Source organism: Caballeronia sp. LZ008, from assembly GCF_031451435.1.
Classification (GTDB): Bacteria; Pseudomonadota; Gammaproteobacteria; order Burkholderiales; family Burkholderiaceae; genus Caballeronia; species Caballeronia zhejiangensis.
The window spans coordinates 824252-840141 of the sequence record NZ_JARUXK010000003.1 but is presented as its reverse complement, the minus strand read 5'-3'; the positions used below and the strand labels follow the sequence as shown (position 1 = coordinate 840141).

Genomic DNA, 15890 nt, shown 5'->3' with positions numbered 1-15890 from the left:
TGCGCGTGCCGTTCATCGCGATGTGCCCGACGTGCTCGAAGTCGGCGCGGGCGCCGATGCGGGCGACGTCTCCGACGCCGCGCGCTTGCCGATCTTCGGCCCGATGCCCCGCACCGAAACCGTCGCCGTGCGTCCCGCGATCATGCGGAAGTCGGCGGGGATCTCATCGAGCGTGACGCGTACCGGAATGCGCTGCGCGAGACGTACCCAACTGAACGCGGGGTTCACGTTCGGCAGGAGACTCGGGCTTTGCTGACGGTCGCGGTCTTCGATCGCCGCGACGATGCTCTGCACATGACCGCGCAAAATGTTGGCTTCGCCCATGACCTTGATATCGACGGGCTGGCCGATATCGATGCCGCCGAGCTTCGTTTCTTCGAAGTAACCCTCGACGCGGAACGATTGCATGTCCACCACCGACAGCACCGCGCGTCCCGCCGACACGAATTCGCCGGTGCGCGGCGCGCGATCGTTGAGATAACCGTCGACGGGACTCACGATCTCCGTGCGCTGCAGATTCAGGCGCGCGGTATCGATGGCGACTTCGGCATCGGCGAGGGCGGCTGTCGCCTGCTCGACGCGCGAATGCGTTTCCTCGACGACTTCGCGCGCGACGAGATTGCCGAGCGCGCGATTGCGCGCATCTTCGCGACGCGCCTGATCGAGCGTGGCGCGGCGTTGCTGCGCGGTCGCCTGCGCATTGCGCAGCGCGAGCGTGTAGCGCGCCTGATCGATCACGAAGAGCACGTCGCCTTTCTTCACCTGCTGATTGTCGGCGACCTTCACGTCGGTGATGAGGCCGGACACGTCGGGCGCGACTTGAATGACATCGGCGCGCACGTGGCCGTCGCGCGTCCACGGCGCGAACATGTAGTAATCGACGAGCTTCCACAACACGACGCACGCAATCGCGACGACGATGAGCGTAAGCAGAATCTGTCCGAGAGAGAACCAGGTTTTTTTCACGAGATGAGCCGCTGCGAAACGATGACGACAACGCCCAGCACCAGAACATAGATGCCGAGATCGAAGATGGAACGGTGCCACACGAAACGATAAAAGCCGACGCGCGCGAGCACGTTGCGAATCGCCTGATTCAACAGATAGGCGATGAACATCAGCACGAGCACGGCGGGCACGAAGACGCCGAGAATGTCGATTTCGCCGATCATGTATGGCGTTCCGATGAAGAATGAGTGACGAAGATCATGCCGGCTCTTCCTGCGTCGCGGGCGGATGCAATGAGAGCCGCATGCCGACGAGCGCGTGCAGCGTGTCGCGCAGCCATCTTTCCGCGGCCGCATTCTGCGACTGCTCGAGCGCGCGCGACGTGACCTGAGCGCTCGTCGCATCGATGCTGCGAATCAGCTCGGGCGGCACCGGCTGTCGTGCGCGCCGCGCGATGCAGGATTCGAAGTAACGGCGCAGTGCGTCGAGCGTATCGTCGACGGATGTCTGTATGTCCAGCGGCAGCTTGCGGCGCGTGCGGCGCAGATCGAGTGCGTTGAGCGCGACACGAAAATCGCGAAAGCTTTCGATCGACGGATGACGATGCGAGTCCGTCGCGGCATGACGCGGCAAGAGCTGCATCAGACGGTCGAGCATGCGTGCGTAGAGATTGCGCTGATCCGCGATCAGCACCGAAGGCGACGCGCTCAGCACGATATCGGCCCACGCCGAGCGCGTGAGACGCGCGGCCGCGAGTTCGGCGCCGAACGGACGCGTCATGCGCGTCCAGATGAATGCGAAGAGCAGGCCCGCGACGCCCGCGAGATTGCTGTTGGCGAACACGAAGAAGTCCGCTTCGTAGGCGCTCTGGATGCTGATGAAGGTTGCGGTGTTCACGGCCGTGAGCATCGTGACGAGCGTGAAGCGCGGGCGCGGAATCAGCGTGCCGATGATAAGGAACGGCACCGCGAAAATCACGACGAGCATCGGGAAATCGTGTACGTGCGGCAAGACGGCGAACACGTAGAGTCCGGCGAGCACGACGCTCAGACACGTCGCGAGAAAGAACGTGAACACTTGCGGCGCGGGCTCGTCGAGCGCGGCGAAGAAGCAGCACGCGACGGCGGCGAGCGTCACGGCGGCCGCGCCGTCGTTCCATCCCGATTCGATCCACAACCCGCATGCAACGATGATCGCGCTCACCGCGACGCCGGTCGAAAAGAGCATCATGCCGCGATCGAAAAAGCGCGCGGTGCCGCCCAAACGCCAGTGACGGAAGTGCGGACGCCATTCGCTCGTCTCGTTGAGAATGGCCGCACGCAACGCGCGAATGTCCTGCCATACGTCGATGACCTGACCGAGACGCCACAGCGCATTCGAGAGCAGCGCGCCGTCCGCGCTCGCGAGCGCTTCGACGGGCGGACGCATCGCATTGATGCGCTCGCGGAAGGCATCGGGCGCGCGGTCGTTTTCGACATCCTCTTTGGCGCGCGGCGTGGGCGAGCCGACCCACGCGGCGACGTCCTTCAACAGCGCTTCGAGCCCTTCAGGATGCTTGCCGTGCTTCCCGATCAGTTCGATGAGCGGATCGGCCATCGATGAAATGAGCGGCAGAAAGATCTGCATGCGTCCCTGCAACGCGCGCGCACGCCGGATGATGTCGGGCCGCGTGTGATCGTAGGTCAATTGACTCAGCAGGAATTCGAGTCCGTTGACGGTCGCCGCGAGCCGCTGCCGCGCCGCCGATATGGAGGCGCCCGCGATATGCCCCGAGAGCGTTTCGCTCGCGTAGAAGGCGGCGTCGCGGAACCATGCGTCCGTTCGTTCGATGAGCGTCGGCGCGAGGCGGCTCGGAAACACCACGCGGCCGACGACGCTCGCCACCACGATGCCGAGCAGGATCTCTTCGGTGCGCGTGATCGCGAGATCGAAGACGGCCGTCGGATTCGTGACGGCGGGCAGCGCGATCAGCGGCAGCGTGTAGCCCGCGAGCAGAAACACATAGCTGCGCGCGCTGCGGTCGAACATCGAGAGAAAGAGCAGCGAGCCCGTCCACAACGCGACGATCACGCTGAAGAGATACGGCGATTCGACGAACGGCGGCACGATCAACACCGCGCCCGCCGCGCCGATCATCGTGCCGAGCGCGCGATACAGCGCCTTCGAGCGCGTCGCGCCGACGAACGGATTCGACACGATATAGACGGTCGCCATCGCCCAATAAGGACGCGGCAATTCGAGTCTGAGGCCGATGTAGAGCGCGATCATCGCGGCGGCGAAGGTCTTGGCGGAAAAGAGCCACTCGCGCGCGGATGGAAAGGACATGGCGCTATGCTCCGCGCTTTGCGGCGGACCGCGCCGGCTTTGCGGTTTGATCGCCGGCTTCGAGTGCCGCGAGCAGCTTCGCATCCGGCGACGCGCTGAACACGTTCAGCACGCGCAACGTCGTTTCCAGGTCTTCGCGGCTCACGCCCTTCAATAACCGCGCGCGCAGCGTGACGAGACGCTCTTCCATGCGCGCGGTGACGGCGCGGCCTTCGTCGGTAAGCGTGATGGTCTTGGCGCGCTTGTCTTCGGGATCTTCGTCACGGCGCACGAGTCCGGCCGCGCAAAGCTGATCGAGCAGCCGCACGAGCGATGGCCCTTCGATGCCGACATGCTCCGCGAGCGTCACCTGACGCACCGCCTCGCCGAGCCTGTTGGCCGTGAGCAGCGGCACGGCGCATGCTTCCGACACGCCGTACGAGGCGAGCACGCCGTGGCTCGTGCGGCGCCAGCGTCGCGCGGCAAGCACGAGCGTGCTGCTCACGGAGCGGCGCAGAAAGTCGAGATGAGTCATGCGGCGGGATTATAGCGAGAACTCTATTCGTTAGCATGCTATCGACTTATGTTTTTTCTTTCAGATTGCGTACGGTAGGCATGCCCGGAGAGGCAAATTGGCGTGCTATCTTTTCGGCTCGATCATCCTGCCCGAGCCGCCATGCCGATTGCCTATATCCGTGGCTTGACTTCGCCCAGCCGCACCGATTCCGCCAACCGGCGTCTGGGCTGCGCGCTCGCCTTCGTCGCGGGCGCCGCGAACGCGGGCGGCTTTCTCGCGGTCGGGCAATACACGTCGCATATGTCGGGGCTCGTTTCATCGATCGCCGATAACCTCGTGCTCGGCCAGATCGCCTTGGTCTTTTCCGCGATCGGCGCGGTCGGCGCGTTCCTCGGCGGCGCGGCGACTTCCGCGGTGCTCATCAACTGGGGACGGCAGCGGCGCGCGCATAGCGTGTTCGCAACGCCGCTTTTGCTCGAAGCGGCGCTTCTGCTCGTGTTCGGCATGCTCGGCGCCAATCTGGAGACGCATCGCGTGTGGGATGTGCCGTTGACCGTCGCGCTGCTTTGCTTCGTGATGGGCCTGCAAAACGCGATGATCACGAAGATATCGAAGGCGGAGATCCGCACGACGCATGTGACGGGTCTCGTGACGGACATCGGCATCGAGATCGGCAAGAGCCTTTACTGGAACCGCGGCGTCGCGCGCGACGATGCCTCTTATGTGCGCGCGAATCACGCGCGTCTCGCGCTGCTGAGTTCGCTCTTCGCGATGTTCATGCTCGGCGGTTTCGCGGGCGCGATCGGCTTCGCGCATCTCGGCTTCGCGACGACCGTGCCGCTCGCCGCGTTGCTGCTGCTGTTCTCGTCCGTGCCGCTCGCGGACGATCTCGCGGCAGGCAGACGCCGCCTGCGCCGCTAAACGGCCTCGGCCGCTTCCCGGACGATCCAGTCGCGAAAGAGCTTCATGCCGTGCGAAAGACGCCGTGACTTGAGCCACGTGAGCCAGTAGCTGCCGGTTCTCACTTCGACATCGAACGGACGCACGAGCAGCCCGGCCTGCAACTCGCGCACGAACATGCGCGGCGGCGCGAGCGCGACGCCCGCGCCTTGCACGGCGGCTTCCACCATCAGGCGCGACGAATCGAAGACGGGACCGTTCATCGTCCATGCGTCGAGGCCCGCGGCGTCGAACCAGTCGCTCCAGTCGTCCGCGCGATAGGAGCGCAGCAGCACTTCATTGACGAGATCGGATGGCGTGTAAAGACGCCGCGCGATGTCGGGCGCGCACAGCGCGGCGAGCGGCGCATCGAGCAGCAGCGCGTTATGCGTCGCCGGCCAGACGCCCGCGCCGAAGCGGATGGCGAAGTCGAGCCCTTCGGACGCGGGATCGACGAGATTGTTATGCGTGAAGAGCCGCAACTCGACGAACGGATGCGTCTCGCGAAACGCCTTCATGCGCGGCATCAGCCAGCCGACCGCGAACGTGCCGACCACGCCCACCGTCAGCACTTCGTGAAAGTGGCCCCCTTCGAACTGCTTGAGCACGGCTTCGATGCGGCCGAACGCATCGCTCAACACGGGCAGTAACGCGCGCCCTTCGTCGGTGACGCTGAGGCCGCGCGGGAGGCGTCTGAAAAGCGGCGTGCCGAGCCGTTCCTCCAGCGCGCGCACTTGCTGGCTGACGGCCGCCTGCGTGACGTTCAATTCCTGTGCGGCGCGCGTGAAACTCAGATGCCGCGCCGACGCTTCGAACGCGCGCAACGCATTCAGGGGAAGATGAGGTCGCATGGCTCGCATAAGTTTTTCTATTGCCAGCGGCAAATTATCCTCGATTGTCGAAGCGCGAAAAAGAGCGGATATTTCGCTTCGTTCCAATCATGCAAACCAGAACGAAGGATCAAGACAATGAAGTTTCGCGCGCTGAGTCTTTTGGCAGCAGCCATTTTTTCTTTTGGCGCGATGTCCGGCGCCGCCTATGCCGACGATGCAGCGAGCATCAAGTCGACCGTCGATCAGACCATCGAGCCGTTGATGGCGCTGCACGGCATTCATGGCATGGCCGTGGGCGTCGTCGTCGACGGCAAGCCTTATGTGTTCGAGTACGGCGTGGCGTCTAAGGCGACGAAGCAGCCCGTCACGCGCGATACGCTCTTCGAACTCGGCTCGATCAGCAAGACGTTCACCGCGACGCTCGCATCGTATGCGCAGATCGAAGGCGATCTTTCCTTGAACGATCCGGTGAGCAAGTATCTTCCATCGCTCGATGGGACGGAGTTCGGCAAGGTGACGTTGCTGAATCTCGGCACGCACACGCCGGGCGGCTTGCCGCTGCAAGTGCCCGACGAGATTCACGACAACGAGCAACTGATGCAGTACTTCAAAACATGGCGTCCGGCCCGGCCGCCCGGCACGATCCGCACGTATGCGAATCCCGGCATCGGCACGCTCGGTCTCATCACGGCGAAGAGCATGAAGCAGGACTTCGCAGCGCTGATGGTGACGCGTCTCTTTCCCGCGCTGGGACTGAAGCAGAGTTACATCAACGTGCCCGCTTCGAAGCAGCGCGATTACGCGCAAGGCTATACGAAAGACGACGCGCCGATACGCATGAAAGGTGGCGTGCTTTCGCCGGAGGCTTATGGCGTGAGATCGACGGCTGCGGACATGACGCGCTTCCTGCAGATCAACATGAACCTGGTGCGTATCGATCCGGCGTTTCAGCGCGCCGTCGATGCCACGCACACGGGCTATTTCCAGGCCGGCCCGATGACGCAGGATCTCATCTGGGAACAGTATCCGTATCCGGTCGCGTTACAGCCTTTGCTCGATGGAAACTCGTCGTCGATGATCCTGAACGCGACGCCCGTCACGCGCATCGATCCGCCGCAAGCGCCGCGCGACGACGTGTGGATCAACAAGACCGGCTCGACCAACGGCTTCGGCGCCTATATCGCGTTCGTGCCGAAAGCGCGCGTGGGCATCGTGATGCTCGCGAACAGGAACATCCCGAACGAAGAGCGTGTGAAGGCGGCGTATGCAATCATCACGTCGTTATCCGGCGGACGATAAACACGAGAGCCATGCGAATTGATCCCTACAGTCTCGAACTCTTCATCGCGGTCGTCGAGGAGGGATCGATTGCGCGCGCCGCGAGCCGCAGTCACATCGCGCCGTCGGCGTTGAGCAGGCGCATCGCCGATCTCGAAGCGGCCATCGGCGTCGCGCTGCTCATTCGCTCGTCCTCGGGCGTGCAACTGACCGAAGCGGGGCAGCATGCTTATGCGAGCGCGCGTTCCATTCATGGACAGCTCGAGAGCATGGCGCGCGAAGTTCAGTCGATGAGCGGCCAGATCGCGGGCGTCGTGCGTCTCTATGCCAATGCGTCGGCGATCGTCGGCTTTCTGCCTGAACGTCTCACGTCGTTCAAGGCGCGCTATCCGCTCGTCGAGATCGCGTTGACGGAACAGATCAGCGATGAAGTGATTCGCGCGTGTCTCGACGATCGCGCGGATGTCGGGATATCGGCGAGCACGAAGGCGCATGCGGGTCTCGATACATGGCGCTTCGTCGACGATCCGCTGATGGTCGTCCTGCCGCCCGGTCACGAACTCGCGCAAGCAGACGCGCTGAGCTTCGCCGAAGTGACGCGCTTTCCGCTCGTCGCGTTGCAGGCGGGCGGTTCGCTCGATCAGACCTTGAAGGAACACGCCGATGCCGCGCGCGTGCCGCTCAACGTGACCGTCACCGTCAACAGCTTCGATGCGCAATGCCGCATGGTCGAAGCGGGACTCGGCATCGGCATCGTGCCGACGAGCGCGGCGTCGGCGTTCGCGGGTTCGCGCAATTTCGTGCGCGTGCCGTTGCGCGAAACGTGGGGCAGCGGCCGATGCCTGCGCGTTCATGCGCCGCGCAAGTCTTCGCGGCTGAAGGCGGTGCAGGCGCTGATCGATACGCTCATCGGCGAGGGTTAACACGGACATCGCGTCTCGCGATGGCCCCAGTGCCGAACGAACACTTCATGCACGCGCGCGGGTGCGTCTAGATTGGCGTCGAAGGAGAATGCGATGGCCAGTCTGAATGTAAGCGGAAGAATCCTGTTTCTGAGCGCGGACGCCGCGAAGGTCGAGCAGCAACTCGCCGGCGAGGATCTCACGCTCGATGAAGCGGGCGCACTGCGCGACGATGTGTCCACCGACGAAATCACGCCGATCAGCGTGCTCACGCGTTTCGACGAGCGGCTCGGTCAATGCCCGTATGTCGGGTTTCATGCGGGCGGGCGCAATCCGATCAGCCACGATGCCGTGCGCGCGGGCCGCTTTGAGGTGACGGTCGCGGGCAATCGCTATGGCAAAGGCTCGTCGCGCGAACATAGCCCGCTCGCCGAATATCACGCGGGCATACGGCTCGTGATCGCGCGGAGCTTCGAACGCATCTATCGGCAGAACGCGGACAATCTCGGGCTTTTCACGTCGACGGATTTCGGCCTGATCGAACGCATCCGGCGCGGCGAGGCTATCGATATCGATGAACTCGTTGCGGATCGCGATCCGTTGGCGGCGGCGATCCTTACGAGCGGCGGACTGTTGCGCTATGGAAAGTTGCATATGCAACGAGTCAGCATCGGCGAAGCATCGCACGATGAAGCGCCGCGCACGCTCGTAGAGAAAATTCTCGCGCGTCACACATTGACGACCGATGTGACCAACGCATCGCTCGAAGCGGGCAACGGCATCTTCGTGCGCGCGGACTGGCGCTTCATCCACGAGTACTACACGGGCATGGCCGCGCATATGCTGCACGCGGCATTCGGCCGCCCGCTGACGCTGCACGAACCGCGCAGCATGCTCGCGTTCGAGGATCATCTGTCGTATTCGCATCGCAGCGAACTGCATATCGGGAACGGGCTGCTGCCGAACGTGCGCGAGTTATCGGACGCGCATCGCACGTTCGCGCATGACTACGATGTGCGCAATCACGGCTATCTGAGCGAAGCGAACAGCGAGCTCGACGAAGGCTCCGAAGGCATCTCGCACGCGATGATGGCCGAGCGCTACGCGTTGCCCGGCCACGTGATCGTCGGAACCGATTCGCATACGCCGCATAGCGGCGCGCTCGGATGTGTCGCGTTCGGCGTCGGCACGACGGACATGGCGAACGCATTCGTCACCGGCGCGGTTCGCATGACGGTGCCGCAATCGTTGCGCATCGAACTATCGGGACCGATTCCCGCGGGCGTCACCGCGAAGGACATCGTGCTTCACTTGCTTGCCGATTCGCGCATACGCGCGGGCGCGGGCGTCGGCAAGGTGTTCGAGTTCGCGGGCACGGCCATCGCGAGCCTCTCGACCGATGAGCGCACGACGCTCACCAACATGACGGCCGAGTTGGGCGGCTTCACGGGCATCGTCGCTCCCGACGATGAAACCGTGCGCTTTCTGAAGGCGCGGCGCGGCATCGACTTCAAGATCGAGCCATGGATGCGGAGCGATGAAGGCGCGCGCTACGCCGATGTCATCGCGATCGATTGCTCGCGTCTCACGCCGATGCTCGCCGCGCCCGGCGATCCGGGCAACGGCATCGCGCTTGAAGCGCTCGATGAAAGGCCGGTCATCGATATCGCGTATGGCGGTTCGTGCACGGCAGGCAAGCGCGAGGACTTCGATCACTATCACGAAGTGCTTTCGTGGGCGGCGAAGCGCGGCTTGCGCGTGCCCGGCAATGTGACGCTCTATTTGCAATTCGGCACGCAGGACGTGCGCGACTATTGCATCGCGCAAGGCTATGTCGATGCGTTCGAGCGCGTCGGCGCGATTCTGCTGCAACCGTCGTGCGGTGCGTGCGCGAACTGCGGACCAGGTTCGTCGACACAGGCCGAACAAGTCACCATCAGCGCGATCAATCGCAATTTTCCGGGCCGCTCGGGTCCGGGAAAAGTATGGCTCGCAAGCCCGCCGACGGTAGTTGCAAGTGCAATTATCGGCCGCATCGCATCGTTCGCGGAGTTGCAAGAACGCTTCACGCAGTAAGCACGCAGCATGACAGAGCCGCCATCGATGCGGCTTCAGAATACATTCAGGAGACAAGCAATGGTCATCATGCAGGGCACTTCGCGTCTGCACGACGCCGCCGACAGCGCGTTCACGGACGCGCCCGCCATCGCGGACACGGCGGGCATCTCGGCACGCCTCGACCGGCTTCCCGCCACGCGCGCGGTGTGGAAACTCGTCTTTCTGCTGAGCCTCGGCTTCTTCTTCGAGCTATATGATCTGCTCTTCACCGGCTATATCGCGCCGGGTCTCGTGAAGAGCGGCATTCTCACATCGACGACCGCGGGTCTCTTCGGCACGACGGGCGTCGCGAGCTTCATCGCCGCGCTGTTCTGCGGCTTGTTCATCGGCACGATCGCGTGCGGCTTTCTCGCCGATCGCTACGGACGTCGCGCGATCTTCACGTATTCGCTGCTCTGGTACGTCGCGGCGAATACCGTGATGGCGTTTCAGGACACGGCACTGTGGCTCAACTTCTGGCGCTTCGTGTCGGGGCTCGGCATCGGTGTGGAACTCGTGACCATCGGTACTTATATGTCCGAGCTTGCGCCGAAACATCTGCGTGGAAGGGCGTTCGCCGTGTGTCAGGCGATCGGCTTTTCCGCCGTGCCGGTGGTCGCGTTCCTTTCGTATCTGCTCGTGCCGCGCGCGCCGTTCGGCTTCGATGGCTGGCGCTGGGTCGCATTGGCGGGGGGCGTGAGTGCGCTGTTCGTTTGGTACTTCCGGCGCAATCTGCCGGAAAGCCCGCGCTGGCTCGCGAGCAAAGGCCGCATCGACGAAGCCGACGAAGTGCTGCGCCGTCTCGAAGACACGGTCGCGCTTCAGTACGGCAAGCCGTTGCCCGCGCCGGGTCCTTCCGATCCCATTGCAAGAAAGGCCGGGTTCGCCGATATGTGGAAGCCGCCGTATCGCAAGCGCACGCTCATGCTGATCGTCTTTCATATCTGTCAGACGGTCGGTTTCTACGGCTTCGCGAACTGGGTGCCGACCCTGCTCGTCAAGCAGGGCGTGACAGTCACGTCGAGCCTGCTCTATACGACGGTGATCGGGCTTGCCGCGCCCATCGGTCCCTTGCTCGGCTACTGGATCGCCGATCGTTTCGAACGCAAGCATGTGATCGTGTTCATGGCGGCCGTGAATATTGTCGCGGGCCTGCTGTTCAGCCAGGCGTCGGCGGCGGTGACGATCGTCACGCTCGGCGTGTTGCTGACGCTCGCGGGCAACATCATTTCGTTCACGTATCACACGTATCAGCAAGAGCTTTATCCGACGACGATCCGCGCACGCGCTGTCGGCTTCGTGTATTCGTGGAGCCGGCTATCGGCGGTGTTCAGTTCGTTCGTGATCGCGTTCGTGCTGAAGGAAGCGGGCGTGACCGGCGTGTTCGGCTTCATCGCGGGCGCGATGCTGATCGTGATGATCTGCATCGGATCGATGGGACCGCGCACGCTCGGCCGATCGCTCGAAAGCATTTCGCATTGAGTTCGAACTAAGCACCACAGGCATGAATCAGGAACTGCTGCACGGCGGTCGACGGGGCGCTCAACGTCGCGCCCTTGCGCCAGATCATGCCTGCTTCCATATGAGGAATCGCGTCGTTGACGGGCCGCGCCTCGATGCGCTTGCCTTCGAGCGACCACGGCCGAAACACCATATCCGATAGCACCGTGACGCCGAAACCATGCGCCACGAGTCCGCGCAGCGCTTCCATCGAACTCGTGCGAAACGCGATGTTCGGTTCGATGCGCTTCTTGTGCCAGTAGCGCATCGTCGATTGCTCGCCTTCATCGACGGTAATCAGAATGTAGGGATGCACGGCGATATCCTTCAACGATACCGCGTGCTGCTGCGCGAGCGGATGCATCGGCGCGACCCACAGTTGCCGGCGCGAACGCATCAAGACCTGGCTGTCGAAACGATTCGGACGCTGCAGATTCGATAGCAGCACCACGCCGATATCGACATCGCCATTCGCGACTGCTTCTTCGATTTGCGGCCGCTCCATATCACGCAGATCGAAATCGATGAACGGATACGTCGCACGAAAGCGCGCGAGCAGTTCCGGCAAAAAATACCCGAGCACCGTATAGGACGCCGCGATTCGCGCGACGCCGCGCATGTCGTGCGCGCGAAACGGCGGCATGTGCATCGCATCGCGCGCGGCGTCGAGCACGCGGCGCGCATGGTTATGAAAATCCTGACCGTCGGGCGTCAGCGCGACGCCTTGCGGCAGGCGCTCGAACAGCTTCGTGCCGAGCGCGCTTTCGAGCGCGAGCACCGCATTCGTGATCGCCGACTGCGATACGTGTTCGTTGGCCGCCGCCATCGAGAACTGGCCCGTTTGCGCGGCGGCGACGAAGTAGCGCAACTGCCTGAGCGTGAGATCGAACGCCATCTGATTTTCAGATACCGGAGTTGTGTATTCGTGATTTTACGATCGCAAATCGGCTTCCTATACTCGGCAAAAAAACTAATTCCCGAATTCCGGAGACATGCCCTCATGAACGCACCCGATCGCGCCGCACTAGCCGCTGCAACCGTAACGCTCGACGATAAATACACGCTGGAGAAAGGCCGCGTCTATATCAGCGGCACGCAGGCGCTCGTGCGTCTGCCGATGTTGCAGAAAGCGCGCGACCGCAAGGCGGGGCTGAACACGGCGGGCTTCGTTTCGGGCTATCGCGGATCGCCGCTCGGTGCGCTCGATCAGTCGCTATGGAAGGCGAAGGCGCATCTGAAGAATAACGACATCGTGTTTCAGCCGGGCGTGAACGAGGATCTCGCGGCGACGTCGATCTGGGGAACGCAGCAGATCAATCTGTGGCCGGGCGCGACACGCGATGGCGTGTTCGGCATGTGGTACGGCAAGGGACCGGGCGTCGATCGCACCGGCGATGTTTTCAAGCACGCGAATTCCGCAGGCACCGACAAGCATGGCGGCGTGCTTGTCCTCGCTGGCGACGATCACGCGGCGAAGTCGTCCTCGGTCGCGCATCAGTCGGATCATGCGTTCATCGCGGCGGGCATTCCGGTGCTGTATCCGTCGAACGTGCAGGAGTATCTCGACTACGGCCTGCACGGATGGGCGATGAGCCGCTATTCGGGCCTGTGGGTCGCGATGAAATGCGTGACCGATGTGGTCGAATCGACGGCATCGATCGATCTCGATCCGGATCGCGTGGAGATCGTCACGCCGGACGACTACGCGATGCCCGAAGGCGGCCTCAACATTCGCTGGCCAGATTCGCCGCTCGCGCAGGAAGCGCGTCTGCTCGACGAGAAGTGGTACGCGGCGCTGGCCTACGTGCGTGCGAACAAGCTCAATCGCGTCGTCATCGATTCGGACAAGCCGCGCTTCGGCATCATCACGGCGGGCAAGGCGTATCTCGATGTGCGTCAGGCGCTCGTCGATCTCGGTCTCGATGATGACACCTGCGCGCAGATCGGCCTGCGCGTGCTGAAAGTGGGCTGCGTGTGGCCACTCGATGCGCAGGACGCACGCGCGTTCGCGACCGGTCTCGAAGAGATTCTCGTCGTGGAAGAGAAGCGGCAGATTCTCGAATACGCGCTGAAAGAAGAGCTTTATAACTGGCGTGAAGACGTGCGCCCGCGCATCTACGGCAAGTTCGACGAACGCGACAACGAAGGCGGCGAATGGTCTGTGCCGCGCGGCGACTGGTTGCTGCCGGCGCATTACGAGCTATCGCCCGCGTTGATCGCGAAGGCTATCGCGCGTCGTCTCGCGCGCGCGGATCTTCCCGAAGACGTGCGTGCGCGCATGTTGTCGCGCGTCGAAACGATCGAAGCGAAAGAGCGCGAGGCAACCAAGCCGCGCGTCGATGTCGAGCGCAAGCCATGGTTCTGCTCGGGATGTCCGCATAACACATCGACGCGCGTGCCCGAAGGATCGCGCGCGCTCGCGGGCATCGGCTGCCATTACATGTCGATGTGGATGGACCGCAAGACCGAGACGTTCAGCCAGATGGGCGGCGAGGGCGTCGCGTGGATCGGCCAGATGCATTTCTCCGGCGATAAACACGTCTTCGTCAATCTCGGCGACGGCACATACTTCCATTCGGGCCTGCTCGCGGTGCGCGCGGCGATTGGGGCGAACGCGAACATCACGTACAAGATTCTCTATAACGATGCGGTTGCTATGACCGGCGGCCAGCCCGTCGACGGCATATTGACGGTGCCGCAGATCGCGCATCAGGTCTATGCGGAAGGAGCGAAGCGCATCGTCATCGTGACCGACGAGCCGCAGAAATACGATGCGAACGTTGCGTTGCCCCAGGGCGTGAACGTGCATCATCGCGATGAGCTCGATCACATTCAGCGCGAGTTGCGCGATACGCAAGGCACGACCATCCTCATCTACGACCAGACTTGCGCGACGGAGAAGCGCCGTCGCCGCAAGCGTGGCACGTATCCCGATCCGGCGCGTCGCGCGTTCATCAACGATGCGGTTTGCGAAGGCTGCGGCGATTGCTCGGTGCAATCGAACTGCCTGTCGGTCGAGCCGATGGACACGCCGCTCGGCACGAAGCGCAAGATCAACCAGTCTTCGTGCAACAAGGATTTCTCGTGCGTGAAGGGCTTTTGCCCGAGTTTCGTCACCGCTGAAGGCGCGCAGGTTCGCAAGCCCAAGGCGGCCGCAGGCGTGAAGCCGGACTTCGATGATCTGCCGATCCCTTCGTTGCCTGCCTTGTCGAAGCCTTACGGCATTCTCGTGACGGGCGTCGGCGGCACGGGCGTGGTGACGATCGGCGGATTGATCGGCATGGCCGCGCATATCGAACGCAAGGGCGTGACCGTGCTCGATATGGCGGGTCTCGCGCAGAAGGGCGGCGCGGTGCTGAGTCACGTGCAGATCGCGCCGAAGCCGCAAGCGCTGCATGCGACACGCATCGCAACGGGCGAAGCGCGGCTCGTCATCGGTTGCGATGCGATCGTGTCAGCATCGAACGATGTGCTGTCGCGCACGCGTCACGGCATCACGCACGCGGCGATCAACAGCGGCGCGACGCCGACCGCCGAGTTCGTCACGAATGCGCAATGGACCTTTCCCGCTGCGCAGACGGAGCAGGCGTTGTCGGAGAGCATCGGCGCGGGATGCGAGTTCGTCGATGCCAATGCGCTCGCGTTGAAACTGCTCGGCGACACGATCTATTCGAATCCGCTGCTGCTTGGTTTCGCGTGGCAGAAGGGCTGGTTGCCGCTCGAACTCGCGAGCCTCACGCGCGCGATCGAACTGAACGGCGTGGCCGTCGAGAAGAACGTGCTCGCGTTCAGCTGGGGCCGCTTCGTTGCGCAGAACGGCGCCGGCGATCTGCTCAAGTCCACGCAGCACGCGGTCATCGTGAAGATGCCGGAGTCGCTGGAGAACGTGATCGCGACGCGCGAAGCGTTGCTCGCGGCGTATCAGAGCGAAGCGTATGCGCGTTCGTATCGCGATGTCGTCGAGCGCATTCGCGAGAAGGAAAAGCTGCTGAACGCGAAGTTACCCCTTACGCGCGCCGTCGCGGTGAATCTCGCGAAGCTGATGGCTTATAAGGATGAGTACGAAGTTGCGCGTCTGTATGCCGATCCCGCGTATCTCGACAAGCTGCGTGAGCAGTTCGAGGGCGAACCGGGCCGCGATTACAAGCTGATGTTCCATCTCGCGCCGCCGCTTTTCGCTAAACGCGACGAGCATGGCCATCTCCTGAAGCAGCGTTTTGGTGCGTGGATGCTGCCGGCGTTTCGCGTGCTCGCGAAGATGAAGGGTTTGCGCGGCACATCGTTCGATGTGTTCGGCAAGACGGAAGAGCGCCGCACGGAACGCCGGATGATCGCGGATTACATTGCGCTCGTCGATGAATTCGTTGCGACGCTCGATGCGCAACGATGCGATGCCGCGTTGAAGCTTGCGCAACTGCCTGATGAAATCCGCGGCTTCGGGCATGTGAAGGAGCGCAACATCGCGGCCGTCGCGAAGAAGCGCGAACGGTTGATCGAAAGTTATCGCGCGCCGGTGGAGGTGGCGGCGACTGCGTGAGCGGGCGATAGGGTATCGCGAGGTGACGAATCGGA

12 protein-coding genes are annotated in these 15890 nt (G+C 63.1%); 6 read left to right on the top strand and 6 right to left on the bottom strand.

Annotation, left to right across the window (positions count from 1 at the left end):
* Positions 1-12 precede the first annotated feature (12 nt).
* The 4 genes from QCE49_RS22835 to QCE49_RS22820 are packed head-to-tail and all read right to left on the bottom strand — an operon-like array spanning position 13 to position 3787.
* The gene (locus QCE49_RS22835) at positions 13-966 is read right to left on the bottom strand and encodes an HlyD family secretion protein (protein ID WP_008348371.1); all 954 of its coding nucleotides are present in this window, start codon (positions 964-966) and stop codon (positions 13-15) included.
* A complete protein-coding gene (locus tag QCE49_RS22830; RefSeq protein WP_250457329.1) occupies positions 963-1172 on the bottom strand; it encodes a DUF1656 domain-containing protein in 210 nt (69 codons plus the stop codon). Before QCE49_RS22830 ends, QCE49_RS22835 begins: the two co-directional genes overlap by 4 nt.
* A gap of 34 nt (positions 1173-1206) precedes the next feature.
* Positions 1207-3273: an FUSC family protein gene (locus QCE49_RS22825; protein ID WP_309806468.1), complete on the bottom strand. Its 2067-nt coding sequence runs from the start codon at positions 3271-3273 to the stop codon at positions 1207-1209.
* 4 nt (positions 3274-3277) lie between these two features.
* Positions 3278-3787 (bottom strand): MarR family winged helix-turn-helix transcriptional regulator, encoded by a 510-nt coding sequence (locus tag QCE49_RS22820; protein ID WP_175981107.1) that lies wholly within the window; start codon positions 3785-3787, stop codon positions 3278-3280.
* A gap of 141 nt (positions 3788-3928) precedes the next feature.
* Here QCE49_RS22820 and QCE49_RS22815 point away from each other — a divergent pair, with 141 nt between their 5' ends.
* On the top strand, positions 3929-4690 hold the full coding sequence (locus tag QCE49_RS22815) for a YoaK family protein (RefSeq protein ID WP_008348363.1): 762 nt from the start codon (positions 3929-3931) through the stop codon (positions 4688-4690).
* On the opposite strand, the gene QCE49_RS22810 is transcribed toward QCE49_RS22815, so the two are convergent.
* Entirely contained in the window at positions 4687-5568 is an 882-nt protein-coding gene (locus tag QCE49_RS22810; protein ID WP_008348361.1) for a LysR family transcriptional regulator, read from the bottom strand. The genes QCE49_RS22815 and QCE49_RS22810 overlap by 4 nt on opposite strands.
* A gap of 108 nt (positions 5569-5676) precedes the next feature.
* On the opposite strand from QCE49_RS22810, the gene ampC reads away from it, so the two are divergent.
* The 4 genes from ampC (at position 5677) to QCE49_RS22790 (ending at position 11300) form a co-directional block, all read left to right on the top strand.
* Positions 5677-6840 (top strand): class C beta-lactamase, encoded by a 1164-nt coding sequence (gene ampC, locus QCE49_RS22805; protein WP_250457332.1) that lies wholly within the window; start codon positions 5677-5679, stop codon positions 6838-6840.
* A gap of 11 nt (positions 6841-6851) precedes the next feature.
* Complete coding sequence (locus QCE49_RS22800; protein WP_250436694.1) at positions 6852-7742, top strand: LysR family transcriptional regulator; 891 nt, start codon at positions 6852-6854, stop codon at positions 7740-7742.
* Between the two features lie 93 nt (positions 7743-7835).
* On the top strand, positions 7836-9797 hold the full coding sequence (locus QCE49_RS22795; RefSeq protein ID WP_250457333.1) for an aconitase family protein: 1962 nt from the start codon (positions 7836-7838) through the stop codon (positions 9795-9797).
* Positions 9798-9857: 60 nt separating this feature from the next.
* A complete protein-coding gene (locus QCE49_RS22790; RefSeq protein ID WP_250457334.1) occupies positions 9858-11300 on the top strand; it encodes an MFS transporter in 1443 nt (480 codons plus the stop codon).
* Positions 11301-11307: 7 nt separating this feature from the next.
* On the opposite strand, the gene QCE49_RS22785 is transcribed toward QCE49_RS22790, so the two are convergent.
* Positions 11308-12213 carry a LysR family transcriptional regulator gene (locus QCE49_RS22785; RefSeq protein ID WP_008348350.1) on the bottom strand — a complete coding sequence of 302 codons (906 nt, stop codon included), beginning with the start codon at positions 12211-12213 and terminating at the stop codon, positions 11308-11310.
* Between the two features lie 105 nt (positions 12214-12318).
* Between QCE49_RS22785 and QCE49_RS22780 the strand changes: the two genes are divergently transcribed.
* Complete coding sequence (locus QCE49_RS22780) at positions 12319-15855, top strand: indolepyruvate ferredoxin oxidoreductase family protein (protein ID WP_250457335.1); 3537 nt, start codon at positions 12319-12321, stop codon at positions 15853-15855.
* Positions 15856-15890: the final 35 nt, after the last annotated feature.

Excerpts from the sequence above, each read along its gene's own strand:
- QCE49_RS22785 (WP_008348350.1), bottom strand. The coding sequence starts at position 12,213 with ATGGCGTTCGATCTCACGCTCAGGCAGTTGCGCTACTTCGTCGCCGCC.
- QCE49_RS22800 (WP_250436694.1), top strand. The coding sequence starts at position 6,852 with ATGCGAATTGATCCCTACAGTCTCGAACTCTTCATCGCGGTCGTCGAG.
- QCE49_RS22780 (WP_250457335.1), top strand. The coding sequence starts at position 12,319 with ATGAACGCACCCGATCGCGCCGCACTAGCCGCTGCAACCGTAACGCTC.
- QCE49_RS22790 (WP_250457334.1), top strand. The coding sequence starts at position 9,858 with ATGGTCATCATGCAGGGCACTTCGCGTCTGCACGACGCCGCCGACAGC.
- ampC (WP_250457332.1), top strand. The coding sequence starts at position 5,677 with ATGAAGTTTCGCGCGCTGAGTCTTTTGGCAGCAGCCATTTTTTCTTTT.
- QCE49_RS22830 (WP_250457329.1), bottom strand. The coding sequence starts at position 1,172 with ATGATCGGCGAAATCGACATTCTCGGCGTCTTCGTGCCCGCCGTGCTC.
- QCE49_RS22825 (WP_309806468.1), bottom strand. The coding sequence starts at position 3,273 with ATGTCCTTTCCATCCGCGCGCGAGTGGCTCTTTTCCGCCAAGACCTTC.
- QCE49_RS22795 (WP_250457333.1), top strand. The coding sequence starts at position 7,836 with ATGGCCAGTCTGAATGTAAGCGGAAGAATCCTGTTTCTGAGCGCGGAC.
- QCE49_RS22815 (WP_008348363.1), top strand. The coding sequence starts at position 3,929 with ATGCCGATTGCCTATATCCGTGGCTTGACTTCGCCCAGCCGCACCGAT.
- QCE49_RS22820 (WP_175981107.1), bottom strand. The coding sequence starts at position 3,787 with ATGACTCATCTCGACTTTCTGCGCCGCTCCGTGAGCAGCACGCTCGTG.
- QCE49_RS22810 (WP_008348361.1), bottom strand. The coding sequence starts at position 5,568 with ATGCGAGCCATGCGACCTCATCTTCCCCTGAATGCGTTGCGCGCGTTC.